Consider the following 15215-nt stretch of genomic DNA (forward strand, 5'->3'; position numbering starts at 1 on the left):
GTGACGGAGACACCCGAGGCTTCGCCCGAGGAGTACTCACTGCCCGAGGAGCTCGCCCGGCTGCGCGGCGCGCGTGTTCTGGTCACCGGCGCCGGAATCTCCGGCCGCGCGCTGGTCGCGCCGCTGACCGATCTGGGCGCCGAGGTCACCCTCACCGACGGCAACGCCGATTCGCTCGGCTCCGCGGCCCGCGAACTCGGCGTCGCCACCGCGACACCCGACGACGCGGTCGCGGGGATCGCCGCCTTCGCGCAGGTGATCACCAGTCCCGGCTGGCGACCCGATTCGCCGGTGCTGTCCGCGGCGGCCGGGGCGGGCATCGCGATCTGGGGCGACGTCGAATTCGCCTGGCGGCTGGACCGATCCGGGCTGTACGGCCCGGCCCGGCAGTGGCTCGTCGTCACCGGCACCAACGGCAAGACCACCACCACGTCGATGCTCGAATCGATCCTGCGCGCCGGGGGGATCTCCGCGGTCGCCTGCGGAAACATCGGCCTGCCCGTCACCGACGCCCTGCGCGCCGACGCCCCACGGCACGACGCGCTGGCCGTGGAGCTGTCGAGCTTCCAGCTGCACTGGGCGCCGTCCGTGCACCCGACCGCCGGCGCGGTGCTCAACATCGCCGAGGACCACCTCGACTGGCACGGCGGGATGCAGGGCTACATCGAGGCCAAGACTCAGGCCCTCACCGGCGGCGTCGCCGTCGTCGGCCTCGACGACCCGGTCGCCGCGTCCTTGCGCCGTCACGGCGCCGCGAACCGGACCGTCGGCTTCCGGCTCGGCGTGCCCGGACGCGACGAACTGGGGATCGACGGCGACCGGCTCGTCGACCGCGCCTTCGCGACGGACGAGGTACTCGCGTCGGTCGAGGACGTCACCCCGGCCGGACCCGCCGGGGTCATGGACGCGCTCGCCGCGGCGGCGCTGGCCCGCGCGGTCGGCGTGCCCGCCGAGGCCGTGCGGGACGGGCTGCGCTCGTACACCGTCGGCCCTCACCGCGCCGCGCCGGTCGCCGACGTCGCCGGCGTCACCTACATCGACGACTCCAAGGCCACCAACCCGCACGCCGCCCGCACCTCGCTGCTCGCGCATCCCCGGGTGGTGTGGATCGCCGGAGGACTGCTCAAGGGCGCCCAGGTCGACGACCTCGTCGCAGAGGTCGGGGACCGGCTGGTCGCGGCGGTCCTGTTCGGCCGCGACGCCGGTGAGATCGCCGGCGCACTCGCCCGACACGCGCCGCAGGTCCCCGTCCATCGCGTCGAACCGGGGCACGATGACCTGGTGACCTCGAACGACTCGCCGGACGCGGTGATGGCGCGCGCGGTCCGGGTCGCCACCGACGCGGCCACGGCCGGCGACACGGTGCTGCTCGCGCCCGCCGCCGCGTCGCTCGACATGTTCACCGACTACGGCCACCGCGGCCGGAGTTTCGCGGAGGCCGTGCACGCGTTGGCGGATCATGGCCCGCGCTGAGGGACCGCTCGCCGTTGCCCGGAGCCGGTTCGGCGCCTGGCTGGCCCGCCCGCTGGCCTCCTTCCACCTGATCGTCACCATCGCCCTGCTGCTGACGGTGCTCGGCCTGGTGATGGTGTTGTCGGCGTCGAGCGTCGAGGCGTACGCCGCGACCGGGTCGGCCTACGGCATGTTCACCACACAGGTGATCTACGCGCTGCTCGGTGCGGTGCTCTTCTACCTCGCCCTGCGCATCCCGGTGCAGTTGTTGCGGAAGCTGGCGCTGCCGGGGTTCGTGGTGTCGCTGCTCATGCTGGTGCTGGTCCTGATCCCCGGGATCGGCAAGGAGTCGGGCGGCGCCCGCCGCTGGTTCGAGTTCGCGGGCCTGTCGTTCCAGCCGTCGGAGCTGGCGAAGGTCACCCTCGTCATCTGGGGAGCGCACCTGCTCGCGTCGCGGCGCGCCGAGCACGCGACCCTGAAGGAACTGCTCATCCCGCTGGTGCCGGCCGGCGTGCTGATGGCGGCGCTGGTCGTGATGCAGCCGAACCTGTCGACGACCATCGCGATCGGCATCATCCTGGTGTCGCTGCTGTGGTTCGCCGGCCTGCCGGTGAAGCTGTTCTTCTCCCTCGTCGGCGTCGGTGTCACCGCCGCCGTCGTGCTGGCGCTCACGGCCGGTTACCGGTCCGCCCGCGTCCGCGCCTTCCTGAACCCGGGCGAGGATCCGCAGGGCATCGGCTACCAGGGCAGGCAGGCGAAGTACTCGCTGGCCGACGGTGGCCTGTTCGGTCGCGGGCTCGGCCAGTCGCGGGCGAAGTGGAGTTACCTGCCGAACTCCCACAACGACTTCATCTTCGCGATCATCGGTGAGGAACTCGGCTTCGTCGGCTGCGTCGCCGTGATCGGCCTGTTCGCGCTGTTCGTGTACGCCGGACTGCGCATCGCGATGCGCTCGGTCGATCCGTTCCTGCGCCTGCTGACCGCGACGGCGACGACCTGGATCCTGGCGCAGGCGATGATCAACATCGGCTACGTCATCGGGCTGCTACCGGTCACCGGTCTGCAGCTGCCGCTGGTGTCGGCGGGCGGCACGTCGACGGCGATCACGCTGCTGATGTTCGGCATCATCGCCAACGCGGCGCGGCACGAACCGGAGGCCGTTGCCGCGTTGCACGCCGGTCAGGACGGCCGGTTCGGACGGCTACTGCGGCTGCCGAAGCCCGAGCAGTACTCGCCCGCGAAGGCTGCGGCCGCACGCCGGGCGGCGGCGGACAAGGCCGATCGCAAACGGGCCGCGCAGCGGGAAGCGCAGCGCCGGGCGGCGCAGCAGCGCGAGCGGCGTCGTCGGGAGGATCAGCGTCGTCGGGAGGATCAGCGTCGTCGGGAGGATCAGCGTCGTCGGGAGGATCAGCGGCGCCGGGAGGACGTGCGCAGGCGGGAGACCCAGCCGCGCAGGCCCGACCCGCGGCAGCGGGGTCAGGCACTAGCATCGGACCGACGGTGGGACGGTCCGTCCGACCGGAGAGCAGAACGTCGCAGTCGTGACAGTTGGTGAGCTCGGGACACGTCGTGAGCTCGAGACAATTCGTGAGGGTTTCGCAGGTGAGTGAGCGCGGTACATCGTCCGGTCCGTCCGTCGTCGTCGCGGGAGGTGGAACCGCCGGGCACATCGAACCGGCACTCGCGGTCGCCGACGCGGTGCGCCGTCTCGATCCGTCCGTCACGGTGACCGCCCTCGGCACCGAACGCGGGCTCGAGACAACCCTGGTGCCCGGTCGCGGCTACTCCCTGGAGCTGATTCCGCCGGTGCCGCTGCCGCGCAAGCCCACGATGGACCTGCTGCGGCTGCCCGGACGGGTCCGCGCCTCGGTCCGGCGGACCCGGCAGGTTCTCGACAGCGTCGACGCGGACGTGATCGTCGGGTTCGGAGGCTACGTCGCACTGCCGGCATACCTGGCGGCCGGCCGGGGGCTGACCCGGCGTCGTCGCGCGGTCCCGATCGTGGTGCACGAGGCCAACGCCAGCGCGGGCATCGCCAACAAGATCGGGGCCCGGTTCGCGGCACGTGTGCTCGCCGCCGTCCCCGGCTCGGGTGTCGCCGCCCGCGGACGCCGTGACGCCGAGGTCGTCGGGATCCCGGTCCGCTCGACGATCACCGGACTCGATCGCGGGGCGCTGCGCGCGCAGGCCCGTCAGGAGTTCGGGTTGCCCGCCGAGGGCCCGGTGCTGTTGGTCACGGGCGGCTCGCAAGGGGCGCGGTCGCTGAACCAGGCCGTCGCGGGGGCCGCGGAAGCCTTGGCGTCGGCCGGGATCTCGGTGCTGCATGCACACGGACCGAAGAACTCCGTCGACGTGGCACAGCACAATCCGGACGCGCCGTACGTCGCGGTGCCGTACCTGACGCGGATGGACCTCGCCCTCGCCGCCGCCGACGCGACGGTGTGTCGCTCCGGGGCGATGACGGTGGCGGAGATCTCCGCTGTCGGGCTGCCCGCCGTGTACGTGCCGCTGCCGCACGGCAACGGCGAACAGGAACTGAACGCGAAACCGGTCGTCGCGGCGGGAGGTGGACTGCTCGTCGCCGACGCGGACCTGACGTCGGAGTTCGTCGCGGACACCGTGGTGCCGCTGCTCCGGGATCCGGACCGGCTCGCCGCGATGGCGGCGGCCGCGGCCGGCGCCGGGCACCGGGACGCCGCCGACGCGGTCGCCCGGATCGTTCTCGAGGTGGCGAAGGGCGGACAGCGGTGAGCGGGTCGAACACCCCCGGAACCAACAGGACCGGAACGGACCTGCCCGAGCGGTTGCAGCGGGTGCACATGGTCGGCATCGGCGGTGCCGGGATGTCGGGGATCGCCCGCATCCTGCTGGCTCGCGGCGGCCAGGTGTCGGGGTCGGACGCAAAGGAGAGCCGGACCGTTCTCGCGCTGCGGGCGCGCGGCGCGCAGGTCCGCGTCGGTCACGACGCGGGCGCGCTCGACCTGCTTCCCGGCGGCCCGACAGTGGTGGTCTCGACCCATGCGGCGATCCCCAAGGACAACCCGGAACTGGTCGCCGCGGCCGAGCGGGGGATCCCGGTGATCCTGCGCCCGGAGGTGCTCGCGTCGCTGATGCACGGTCACCGCACCCTGCTGGTCGCGGGGACGCACGGCAAGACCTCCACGACGTCGATGCTCGTCGTGGCGCTGCAGCACTGCGGGGTCGATCCGTCCTTCGCGGTCGGCGGCGAACTCAACGAGGCGGGCACGAACGCCCATCACGGCTCGGGTGACGTGTTCGTCGCCGAGGCCGACGAGAGCGACGGATCGCTGCTGCAGTACGACCCGAACGTCGTGATCGTCACCAACGTCGAGGCCGACCATCTCGACTTCTTCGGCACCACCGAGGCCTATGTCCAGGTGTTCGACGACTTCGCCGAGCGCATCGCGCCCGGCGGGCTGCTCGTGGTGTGCCTCGACGACCCGGGGTCCGCGGCCCTCGCTGCCCGGATCGCGGCGCGGAACCTGCCGATCCGCATGGTCGGATACGGCAGCGGCGAACCCGACGACCACCCGGTGCCGTTGCATGCGCGACTGCTGGACTGGGAGCCGCGCGACGTCGGCGGCGTGGCGCAGATCCAACTCGTCGGCGAGTCGGTGCCCCGCACCCTGCGGCTGTCGGTCCCCGGCAGGCACATGGCCCTCAACGCGCTCGGCGCACTGCTGGCGGCTCTCGAGACCGGTGCCGACGTCGAGGAGATCGTCGACGGCATCGGCGGGTTCGGCGGCGTGCACCGTCGCTTCCAGTACACCGGGCGCGAGAACGGTGTCCGGGTGTTCGACGACTACGCGCACCACCCGACCGAGGTCCGCGCGGTCCTCGGCGCGGCGCGCGAGCTGGTACGCACCTCCGGAGGCCGCGTGGTGGTGGTGTTCCAGCCCCACCTGTACTCGCGCACCGCGGCGTTCGCGACGGAGTTCGGGGCGGCTCTCGACCTCGCCGACGAGGTCGTCGTCCTCGACGTGTACGGCGCGCGGGAGAAGCCGCTGCCCGGCGTGAGCGGTGCGCTCGTCGCGCAGGCCGTCGGTCGGCCGGTGCACTACCAGCCGGACCTGTCGATGGCTCCGCGCCAGGTGGCGACGCTGGCCCGCGCCGGGGACGTCGTGATCACGATGGGCGCCGGTGACGTGACGATGCTCGGCAAGGAGATCCTCAGCGCCCTCGCGGCGGTGTCCGCCGGGATGCGGGCGCGGTCGGATGCGGCGGGACGGGCCGGGGAGCAGCGGTGAACCGGGCGCGTCGGCCGGAACGCACCCGCAGCACCGGTCGCGCGGCCCGGGTTCGCTCAGGATCGGCGGCCGAGGGCGCGTCGCGCCGCCGCAATCGCAAGCCGATCTGGGTGACCGCCGCGGTGGTCCTGGTGGTGGTCGCGATCGCGGTGGCGGCGTGGGTCACGCCGGTGCTGTCCGCGCGCAGCGTCTCGGTGGTCGGAAACGTCGGGGTGTCGAGCGACGAGGTGCTCACCGCGCTCGCGATTCCGGTCGGGACGCCGCTGCTGCAGGTCGACACCGGAGCGGCGGCGTCCCGGGTCGCGTCGATCGCGAAGGTCGACCACGCGCGGGTCGAGCGCCGGTATCCCTCGACGATCCGCGTCACGGTCGTCGAGCGTGCGCCGGCGGTGTTCTTCGACGCGCCGGAGGGAACGCACCTGATGGACGCGTCCGGCGTGGCGTATGCGATCGAACCGCCGCCGTCCGGGGTGCCGCGGCTGGCGGTGCCGACGCCCGGCCGGGACGATCCGGCGACGATCGACGCGCTGGCGGCGTTGACGTCGCTGCCGCCGCAGTTGCGCACGCAGGTGACGGAGGTGTCCGCCGGGACGCTGGCCGACATCCACCTGACGCTCGCCGACGGCCGGGAGGTGGTGTGGGGGAGCGTCGAGGGGTCCGCGCACAAGGCCGCGATCGTGCTGCCGCTACTCGGGCAGCCGGGTCGGGTGTTCGACGTGTCGAGCCCCGACCTGCCGACGGTGCGGTGACGGGCGGAGATTTCTTCGTGTCGTCGGCGCGCCTGCTGGCATCCGGGGGGCGGCATGCATAGCGTTTCGCCTCAGTCAGCCACTTGACATAACTATAACTCTATGGTTGAGGTTGAGGGTTTGGTCGACACCGTGGCATTCGGGCCCCGGCAACACCAGTAACCTCAGCGTCTCGAGTAACCTGAGCGCCACAAGTAACGTCAGCATCGCCAGCAACATGCTTCAGCACGAATACACACACACGGAAGGCGAGAGCCCATGACGCCCCCGCACAACTACCTCGCCGTTATCAAGGTCGTCGGCATCGGCGGCGGCGGTGTGAATGCGGTCAACCGCATGATCGAGCAGGGACTCAAGGGAGTCGAGTTCATCGCCGTCAACACCGACGCCCAGGCCCTGCTGATGTCCGACGCCGACGTCAAGCTCGACGTCGGCCGTGAGCTCACCCGCGGCCTCGGCGCGGGCGCCGACCCCGAGGTGGGTCGCAAGGCCGCCGAGGACCACAAGGACGAGATCGAAGAGGTGCTCAAGGGCGCCGACATGGTCTTCGTCACCGCCGGTGAGGGCGGCGGCACCGGCACCGGCGGCGCGCCCGTCGTCGCCTCGATCGCCCGTAAGCTCGGCGCCCTGACCGTCGGCGTCGTCACCCGCCCGTTCTCCTTCGAGGGCAAGCGTCGCGGTGGCCAGGCCGACGCCGGAATCCAGGCGCTGCGTGAGTCCTGCGACACCCTCATCGTCATCCCCAACGACCGTCTGCTCCAGCTCGGTGACGCCGCCGTGTCCCTGATGGACGCGTTCCGGTCCGCCGACGAGGTGCTGCTCAACGGTGTTCAGGGCATCACCGACCTGATCACCACCCCCGGCCTGATCAACGTCGACTTCGCCGACGTCAAGGGCGTCATGTCCGGCGCGGGCAGCGCGCTGATGGGTATCGGCTCCGCCCGCGGTGACGGCAGGGCGATCCAGGCCGCCGAGGCTGCGATCAACTCCCCGCTCCTCGAGGCGTCGATGGAGGGTGCGCGCGGCGTGCTGCTGTCCATCGCCGGTGGCTCCGACCTCGGACTGTTCGAGATCAACGAGGCGGCCTCGCTGGTGCAGGAAGCCGCGCACATCGACGCGAACATCATCTTCGGCACCGTGATCGACGACTCGCTCGGCGACGAGGTCCGGGTCACCGTCATCGCGGCCGGATTCGACGGCGCGGGCCCGGTGCGTCGCGCGGAGCCGCAGCCCGCGGCCGCGGCAGGTCGCGGCACGATCGGGGTCGCCCGGGCGGGCGAGATCGGCCGGTCCCCGGTCGCGGCGGTGGAGGAGCCGGCCGCGCAGCCGCCGCAGGTGCCGCAGTACGGCGCGCCGTCACACACTCCGCAGCACAGCGCGGAGGTCCGCGAGCCCCGGCGGGACGCGGGCACGCTGCCCCCGGTGTCGGTCGCTGCCTCCCGCGCGGTGCCCGTCCCGGTCGAGGACGGCGAGGACGACGTGGACGTTCCCGACTTCATGCGGCGGTGACGGCGCTGTCGGTGACGCCTGTAGTGAGGGTCCGTCGGGTCGTCACCTCGCGGACCGGGGGCGTGTCCGCGGCTCCCTACGACTCGTTCAATCTCGGCGACCACGTCGGGGACGATCCGGCGGCGGTCGACACGAACCGCCGTCGGCTGGCCTCCGGTATCGGGCTGCCCTTCGAGCGTCTGGTGTGGATGGAGCAGATCCACAGTCGGAACGTCACGGTGGTGACCGGCCCGGTCCCCGGGCCGGTCGAGGCCACCGATGCACTGGTCACCACCGAGCGCGACCTCGCCCTCGTGGTGCTCACCGCCGACTGTGTGCCACTGCTGCTCTCGGACGACGAGGCCGGGGTGATCGCCGCGGTCCACGCGGGCCGGGTGGGCGCTCGGATCGGGATCGTGCCCCGCGTGCTGGAGACGATGGTCGCGCAGGGTGCCGAGGTCTCGCGGATCGGTGCGTTCCTCGGACCGGCGGCCAGCGGCAGGCAGTACGAGGTTCCCGCGGCGATGCGGGCCGATGTCGAGGCACACCTGCCGGGCAGCGCCACCACCACCGACCGGGGCACACCCGGTCTGGACCTGCGGGCCGGATTGCGGCGGCAACTGGTCGAGGCGGGAGTCGGTGGTGTCGCGGAGGATCCGCGCTGCACCATCGAGGACCGCACCCTGTTCAGCTACCGTCGTTCGGGAACCACGGGCCGGATCGCGGGGGCGATCTGGATGGAGCAGGCGGATGGAGCAGGCGGCCGGTGACCGACACTCGCCGCGACCAGATCGCCACCGCGTTGGCGGCGGTGCGGGAGCGGTTGGATCGCGCCGTGGCCGCCGCGGGCCGCACGCCCGGCGAGGTCGACCTGCTTCCGGTGACCAAGTTCTTCCCCGCTTCGGACGCCCGGATCCTCCACGAGCTCGGGTGCCGGGAATTCGGCGAGTCGCGCGAACAGGAGGCCTCGGCGAAGGTGGCCGACCTCGCGGACCTGCCCGGAATCCGCTGGCACATGATCGGCAGTGTGCAGCGCAAGAAGGCCCGCGCGATCGCCCGCTGGGCGTACGCCGTCCATTCGGTCGACAGTGCACCGCTCGTCGACGCGCTGGCGAAGGCGGCGACCGCGGCGCTGGACGAGGGGGAGCGGTCGCGGCCGCTGCGCGTGTTGCTGCAGGTCAGCCTCGACGGCGACCCGAAACGTGGGGGAGCGCTGCTGTCCGAGCTGGCCGCGCTGGCCGATCACGCCGCCGGGACGGACGGACTGGACTTCGCCGGCCTGATGGCGGTGCCACCGCTGGGCGTCGACCCCGACGAGTCCTTCGCCGCGCTCGCCGCCGCCCATCGGGACGTGCTGCGCAGCCACCCCGACGCGCGCACGCTGTCGGCCGGGATGACCGGGGACCTCGAGAGTGCGGTACGACACGGATCCACGTGCGTGCGTGTCGGAACCGCATTGTTGGGTTCGAGGCCGATAGCCTCGATGTGAACTGATCGGCGTCCCGACCGATTATCCGCCGCGCCAAGGAAGGTCGATCGATGAGCACTCTGCACAAGTTCAAGGCTTACTTCGGCATGGTTCCGCTCGAGGACTACGAGGACGACTACCTGGACGAGCCTCGCCGCGCTCCCCGGAGCACCCGGTACGAAGACGGCGTCGACGGCGGCTACGACGAACCGGGCTACGGCGGTCGGGACGACCTCGAGGATCGGCAGCTCGCTCCCCGGCGGATGGAGCCGCTGCCCCCGCGCTCGACGCGACCGAGCGTGCCCTCGGGCGGTGTGAGCCGGCCGGCGGCGACCCACGGCGCGCTGGCGGTGAACACCGCGCCTCGTATCGAGAGCCGGCGGGCGCCGGTGTTCGACGAGGGCGGCCCGCTGTCGAAGATCACCACGCTGCGTCCGCGCGACTACGGCGAGGCGCGGATCATCGGCGAGCGATTCCGGGACGGCACGCCGGTGATCATGGACCTGGTGGAGATGAGCAACGCCGATGCCAAGCGGCTCGTCGACTTCGCGGCCGGCCTCGCCTTCGCGCTGCGCGGTTCGTTCGACAAGGTGGCGACGAAGGTGTTCCTGCTCTCGCCCGCCGACATCGACGTCTCGGCGGAGGAGCGGCGCCGCATCGCAGAGAACGGTTTCTACAATCAGAAGTGAACCAGTGCCGCGCGGGGCCGGATTCCCGGTCCCGGTGCGCGGCCCAGAGGTGAACTCGGGTGCGACCGGACAGTTCCGGTCGCACCCGGTTTTGAGTGGTCCGGAGTCGTCAGGCAGAGTGGTGGAGTGCCCTTGTTCGCGGTGATCTACTTCGTTCTGTTCGTATTCTGGTTGCTCCTCATAGCCCGAATCATCGTCGAGTTCATCCGGACATTCGCGAGGGACTGGCGGCCGACCGGCATTGTGGTCGTCATTCTCGAGGCGATTTTCTCGGTCACAGATCCGCCGATCAAGTTGCTCCGGCGACTTATCCCGTCGATTTCGCTCGGCGGAGTTCGGCTGGATCTTTCCATCATGGTCCTGCTGTTCATCGTGTTCATCCTGATGCAAGTGGTACAGGGACTTGCCGCATGACGTGCACGAATCAGGGACTGGCGCAGGCCGCGGGTCGGGTGTGACAGAATGAGTCACAGTTACCGTGTGAATATGTGGTCCTGCAGTGGATGCGCCAAAACTGAGAGCTTGCTCGACCGCCTACAGATGCGTGAAGGGATCCTTCCATGCCGCTGACACCAGCAGATGTTCACAACGTCGCGTTCAGCAAGCCTCCAATCGGAAAGCGTGGCTACAACGAGGACGAGGTCGATGCCTTCCTCGACCTCGTCGAGCAGGAGCTCACCCGACTGATCGAGGAGAACGCGGACCTGCGCCAGCGTGTCGGTGAACTCGATCAGGAGCTCGCGGACGCCAAGAAGGCTCCTCGCCCGGCCGGCGCAGCGCCGGTGCCCGCACCCGCACCCGCCCCCACGCCGGCTCCGGCGCCCGTCGTCGAGCCCCCGAAGCCGGTCGCACCGGTCGCTGCGGCTCCCGCGCCCGCGGGTCGCGGCCCGGAAGAGGCGAACCTGCAGGCCGCGAAGATTCTCGGTCTCGCACAGGAGATGGCGGACCGCCTCACGGGCGACGCGAAGAACGAGTCGGAGCAGCTGGTCTCCAGCGCCCGTGCCAACTCGGAGCAGTTGGTCAGCGACGCCCGCAGCCGCTCGGAGGCGATGATCGGGGACGCCAAGCAGAAGTCCGAGGCGCTGCTGTCCGACGCCCAGACGCGCTCGGAGACCCAGCTGCGTCAGGCGAAGGAGAAGGCCGACGCACTGCAGGCCGATGCCGAGAAGAAGCACACCGAGATCATGGAGACGATCAACCAGCAGCGCAGCGTGCTGGAGGGTCGGATCGAGCAGCTCAAGACGTTCGAGCGCGAGTACCGGGTGCGTCTGAAGTCCTACCTGGAGTCGCAGCTCGAGGAACTCGAGCAGCGCGGTTCGGCGGTTCCCGTCGACGGTGGTCAGGACGCCTTCGGGGCGGAGGGAACCAAGTCGTTCGCCAAAGGGAACAACTGATCCGGCTCCGATAGGGCCGCGGTCGTGACGACTCGTGGTGAGGGGCGCAGGTGCTGATTCTTACCCTTGCGCTGGCAGCGGTGGGTTTCGCGCTGCTGGTCGTCGCCCTGATGACCGGGTCGGTCGTGTGGGCGTGGGGCTGCATCGTGGTCTGCGTGATCGGTGCGGTGGTGCTGCTGGTGAGTTCACTGCGCGGTACCGCCGCACCGACCACCGAACCCGGATCCGGAGCGCCCGGACCCGACACGACGTCGGGCCGATTTGACGGGTCCGACTAGAATTGGACAAGCGAACACGGCGTTGATCCGGCCATCACCGGGGAGCCTTCGGAAGAACGGCGTCGGCGAGCCATCGAGGTGGCGTGTCGCCGCTCAGTAGAACCGAACGGGTTCGGCCCGTCACAGCCGACGTACGAGTGGTCCGGGCACAGCGGTCCGGGCAAGCGGGGTGGTACCGCGGCCACGGCGCACCGGCGCCGACGTCGTCCCCGTGCCAGAGCGACAGGCACGAGGGAGCACGAACAGTGTCCGACAACACCAGCGACGTGAACGCGGCATACCCGCGCGTCGACCTCACCGGCGGCAGGTCCTCGGGCAGCGTCAACTTCCCCGAACTCGAACAGCGTGTGCTCGCCGAGTGGGACGCCGACGACACCTTCCGCGCGTCGATCGCGAACCGGAACGACGCCGAGGAGTTCGTCTTCTACGACGGCCCGCCGTTCGCGAACGGTCTGCCGCACTACGGCCACCTGCTCACCGGGTACGTCAAGGACCTCGTCCCGCGCTTCCAGACCATGCGCGGCAGGAAGGTCGAACGCCGGTTCGGCTGGGACTGCCACGGCCTGCCCGCCGAACTCGAGGCGGAGAAGCAGCTCGGCATCAAGGACAAGTCGCAGATCGACGCGATGGGTCTGGCCGAGTTCAACGCCTACTGCAAGCAGTCGGTGCTGCGCTACACCGACGAGTGGCGCGACTACGTGACGCGGCAGGCCCGCTGGGTCGACTTCGCCAACGACTACAAGACGCTCGACCTGGACTTCATGGAGTCCGTGATGTGGGCGTTCAAGGAGCTCTACGACAAGGGCCTGATCTACCAGGGCTTCCGGGTGCTGCCGTACTCCTGGTACGAGCAGACGCCGCTGTCGAACCAGGAGACCCGCCTCGACGACGCCTACAAGATGCGTCAGGACCCGGCCGTCACCGTCGACATGGTGCTCAGTGCTCCCGGCTCCGACCTGGACGGCGCGAACGCCCTGATCTGGACCACGACGCCGTGGACGCTGCCGTCGAACCTCGCCGTCGCGGTGCACCCCGACATCACCTACGTGCACCTCGCCGGCGCCGACGGCAAGCGATACGTGCTGGCGCAGGATCGCGTCGGGCACTACGCCCGCGAGTTCGGCGAGGAGCCGGAAGTCCTGTCCACCCATCGGGGTTCGGAGCTCGTCGGGCTGTCCTACCTGCCGCCGTTCGACTTCTTCCTGGGCCGTCCGAACGCCCACCGGGTGCTGGCCGCGGACTACGTCACCACCGACTCCGGTACCGGAATCGTCCATCTCGCACCGGCTTTCGGTGAAGAGGACATGGACGTGGCGAGCGCCAACGGCATCGAGGTCGTGCAGCCGCTGGACGCGGGTGGCAAGTTCACGTCGATGGTGCCGCCGTACGAGGGCCTGATGGTCTTCGACGCGAACCCGGTGATCATCAAGGACCTCAAAGCCGCCGGAAAGCTGTTGCGGCACGAGACGATCGAGCACTCCTACCCGCACTCGTGGCGGTCGGGTCAGCCGCTGATCTACATGGCGGTGCCGTCGTGGTTCGTCGCGGTCACCAAGTTCCGCGACCGGATGGTCGAGCTGAACCAGGAGATCACCTGGGTGCCCGAGCACATCCGGGACGGCCAGTTCGGCAAGTGGCTCGAGGGCGCCCGGGACTGGAACATCAGCCGAAACCGCTACTGGGGCAGCCCGATCCCGGTGTGGATCTCGGACGACCCGGCCTACCCGCGGATCGACGTGTACGGCTCGCTGGACCAGCTCGAGGCCGACTTCGGTGTGCGCCCGACCGATCTGCACCGGCCGATGATCGACGAGCTGACCCGGCCGAACCCGGACGACCCGACCGGGAAGTCGACGATGCGCCGCGTCCCCGAGGTGCTCGACTGCTGGTTCGAGTCCGGCTCGATGCCGTACGCGCAGGTGCACTACCCGTTCGAGAACCGGGACTGGTTCGAGGGCGGAAACGGGCAGGTCAGCCACAACCCGGGCGACTTCATCGTCGAGTACAACGGGCAGACCCGCGGCTGGTTCTACAACCTGCACGTGCTCTCGACCGCGCTGTTCGACCGCCCGGCGTTCAAGAATGTCGTGGCCCACGGCATCGTGCTCGGTGACGACGGCCTGAAGATGAGCAAGTCCAAGGGCAACTACCCGGACGTGAAGGAGGTGTTCGACCGGGACGGTTCCGATGCGATGCGCTGGTTCCTGATGTCGTCGCCGATCCTGCGCGGCGGCAACCTGATCGTCACCGAGCAGGGCATCCGCGAGGGTGTCCGGCAGGCCCTGCTTCCGCTGTGGAACGCGTGGAGCTTCCTGCAGCTCTACGCGTCGAAGCCCGGCGCCTTGCGGACGGATTCGCCGCACGTGCTCGACCGCTACATCCTGGCGAAGCTCGCCGCGACGCGGGAGGCGATGACGGACGCCCTCGAGGTCAACGACATCGCCGGTGCCTGCGACGAGCTGCGCACCTTCTGCGACGCGCTGACCAACTGGTACGTGCGCCGGTCGCGGTCGCGGTTCTGGGACGAGGACCGGGACGCGATCGACACCCTGCACACCGTGCTCGAGGTGACGTGCCGACTGGCGGCGCCGCTGCTGCCGATGGCCACCGAGGTGATCTGGCGGGGTCTGACCGGTGGTCGGTCCGTGCACCTGACCGACTGGCCCGCGGCCACGGAACTGGTGCCCGACGCCGAACTCGTCGAGTCCATGGACGAGGTCCGCAACGTGTGTTCGACGGTGCTGGGTCTGCGGAAGGCGCAGAACCTGCGGGTGCGGCTGCCACTGCCGGAGGTGACCGTCGCCGCGTCGGACGCCGAGCGGCTGCGGCCCTACCTCGGCATCATCGCCGACGAGGTCAACGTCAAGAATGTCGACCTGACCGAGGACGTCGACGCGCACGGCAGGTTCGAGCTGGTGGTCAACGCCCGCGCGGCGGGTCCGCGGCTCGGGAAGAACGTGCAGACCGTCATCAAGGCCGTCAAGGCCGGCGACTGGACCGAGACCGACGGCGTCGTGAGCGCAGCGGGGATCGCGCTGCTGCCGGAGGAGTACACCCGCCGCCTGGTCGCCGCCGAGCCGGAGTCGACGGCGGCGCTGCCGGACAACGCCGGGCTGGTGGTGCTCGACTCGGAGGTCACCGAGGAGCTCGAGGCGGAGGGCTGGGCGAAGGACCGCATCCGCGAGCTGCAGGACGCCCGCCGCGCCGCCGGTCTCGACGTTTCGGACCGGATCGTGGTGACGCTCGACGTGCCCGCGGAGCGGTTGGACTGGGCGCAGCGCCACCGTGAGCTGATCGCCGGCGAGATCCTCGCCACCACACTGGAACTCGGCGCCGCCGGTGCCGGGGCGGTGGATCTGGGTGAGGGCGTCCGGGTCGTCATCGTGAAGGCCTGACGTGAACCGGCCGCCCGTGCAGCGCGGCGGCGGG

13 protein-coding genes are annotated in these 15215 nt (G+C 70.5%); all 13 read left to right on the forward strand.

The window, feature by feature from the left end; all coding sequences use genetic code 11:
• The 13 genes from murD (at position 1) to ileS (ending at position 15181) form a co-directional block, all read left to right on the forward strand.
• Positions 1–1473 carry a UDP-N-acetylmuramoyl-L-alanine--D-glutamate ligase gene (murD, locus tag ACFYVR_RS18080; RefSeq protein ID WP_387475551.1) on the forward strand — a complete coding sequence of 491 codons (1473 nt, stop codon included), beginning with the start codon at positions 1–3 and terminating at the stop codon, positions 1471–1473.
• Positions 1460–3007: a putative lipid II flippase FtsW gene (gene ftsW / locus ACFYVR_RS18085; protein ID WP_387475553.1), complete on the forward strand. Its 1548-nt coding sequence runs from the start codon at positions 1460–1462 to the stop codon at positions 3005–3007. Before murD ends, ftsW begins: the two co-directional genes overlap by 14 nt.
• Before the next feature lie 47 nt (positions 3008–3054).
• Positions 3055–4203 (forward strand): undecaprenyldiphospho-muramoylpentapeptide beta-N-acetylglucosaminyltransferase, encoded by a 1149-nt coding sequence (gene murG, locus ACFYVR_RS18090; RefSeq protein WP_387475555.1) that lies wholly within the window; start codon positions 3055–3057, stop codon positions 4201–4203.
• Between the two features lie 68 nt (positions 4204–4271).
• On the forward strand, positions 4272–5720 hold the full coding sequence (murC, locus tag ACFYVR_RS18095; protein ID WP_387475704.1) for a UDP-N-acetylmuramate--L-alanine ligase: 1449 nt from the start codon (positions 4272–4274) through the stop codon (positions 5718–5720).
• The gene (locus tag ACFYVR_RS18100; protein WP_387475557.1) at positions 5717–6469 is read left to right on the forward strand and encodes a cell division protein FtsQ/DivIB; all 753 of its coding nucleotides are present in this window, start codon (positions 5717–5719) and stop codon (positions 6467–6469) included. Before murC ends, ACFYVR_RS18100 begins: the two co-directional genes overlap by 4 nt.
• Positions 6470–6727: 258 nt before the next feature.
• Entirely contained in the window at positions 6728–7978 is a 1251-nt protein-coding gene (gene ftsZ, locus ACFYVR_RS18105; RefSeq protein ID WP_387475559.1) for a cell division protein FtsZ, read from the forward strand.
• A complete protein-coding gene (gene pgeF / locus ACFYVR_RS18110; RefSeq protein ID WP_387475561.1) occupies positions 7975–8727 on the forward strand; it encodes a peptidoglycan editing factor PgeF in 753 nt (250 codons plus the stop codon). The genes ftsZ and pgeF overlap by 4 nt, the downstream gene beginning before the upstream one ends.
• Positions 8724–9446 (forward strand): YggS family pyridoxal phosphate-dependent enzyme, encoded by a 723-nt coding sequence (locus ACFYVR_RS18115; protein ID WP_387475563.1) that lies wholly within the window; start codon positions 8724–8726, stop codon positions 9444–9446. The genes pgeF and ACFYVR_RS18115 overlap by 4 nt, the downstream gene beginning before the upstream one ends.
• A gap of 50 nt (positions 9447–9496) precedes the next feature.
• Positions 9497–10114: a cell division protein SepF gene (locus ACFYVR_RS18120; protein WP_387475565.1), complete on the forward strand. Its 618-nt coding sequence runs from the start codon at positions 9497–9499 to the stop codon at positions 10112–10114.
• 126 nt (positions 10115–10240) lie between these two features.
• Positions 10241–10528, forward strand: a complete 288-nt coding sequence (locus ACFYVR_RS18125) for a YggT family protein (RefSeq protein ID WP_387475567.1) — start codon at positions 10241–10243, stop codon at positions 10526–10528.
• 146 nt (positions 10529–10674) lie between these two features.
• Positions 10675–11508 carry a DivIVA domain-containing protein gene (locus ACFYVR_RS18130; protein ID WP_387475569.1) on the forward strand — a complete coding sequence of 278 codons (834 nt, stop codon included), beginning with the start codon at positions 10675–10677 and terminating at the stop codon, positions 11506–11508.
• Positions 11509–11558: 50 nt separating this feature from the next.
• On the forward strand, positions 11559–11786 hold the full coding sequence (locus ACFYVR_RS18135; RefSeq protein WP_387475571.1) for a hypothetical protein: 228 nt from the start codon (positions 11559–11561) through the stop codon (positions 11784–11786).
• A gap of 245 nt (positions 11787–12031) precedes the next feature.
• Entirely contained in the window at positions 12032–15181 is a 3150-nt protein-coding gene (gene ileS / locus ACFYVR_RS18140) for an isoleucine--tRNA ligase (protein ID WP_387475573.1), read from the forward strand.
• The last annotated feature ends 34 nt before the right edge of the window (positions 15182–15215 follow it).

The organism is Rhodococcus sp. NPDC003318 (assembly GCF_042879035.1).
In the GTDB taxonomy this organism is placed as follows: Bacteria; Actinomycetota; Actinomycetes; order Mycobacteriales; family Mycobacteriaceae; genus Rhodococcus_G.

Bases quoted from the DNA above. Each gene is read 5' to 3' on its own strand.
- ftsZ (WP_387475559.1), top strand. From the start codon at position 6,728: ATGACGCCCCCGCACAACTACCTCGCCGTTATCAAGGTCGTCGGCATC.
- ftsW (WP_387475553.1), top strand. From the start codon at position 1,460: ATGGCCCGCGCTGAGGGACCGCTCGCCGTTGCCCGGAGCCGGTTCGGC.
- ACFYVR_RS18120 (WP_387475565.1), top strand. From the start codon at position 9,497: ATGAGCACTCTGCACAAGTTCAAGGCTTACTTCGGCATGGTTCCGCTC.
- ACFYVR_RS18130 (WP_387475569.1), top strand. From the start codon at position 10,675: ATGCCGCTGACACCAGCAGATGTTCACAACGTCGCGTTCAGCAAGCCT.
- murC (WP_387475704.1), top strand. From the start codon at position 4,272: ATGGTCGGCATCGGCGGTGCCGGGATGTCGGGGATCGCCCGCATCCTG.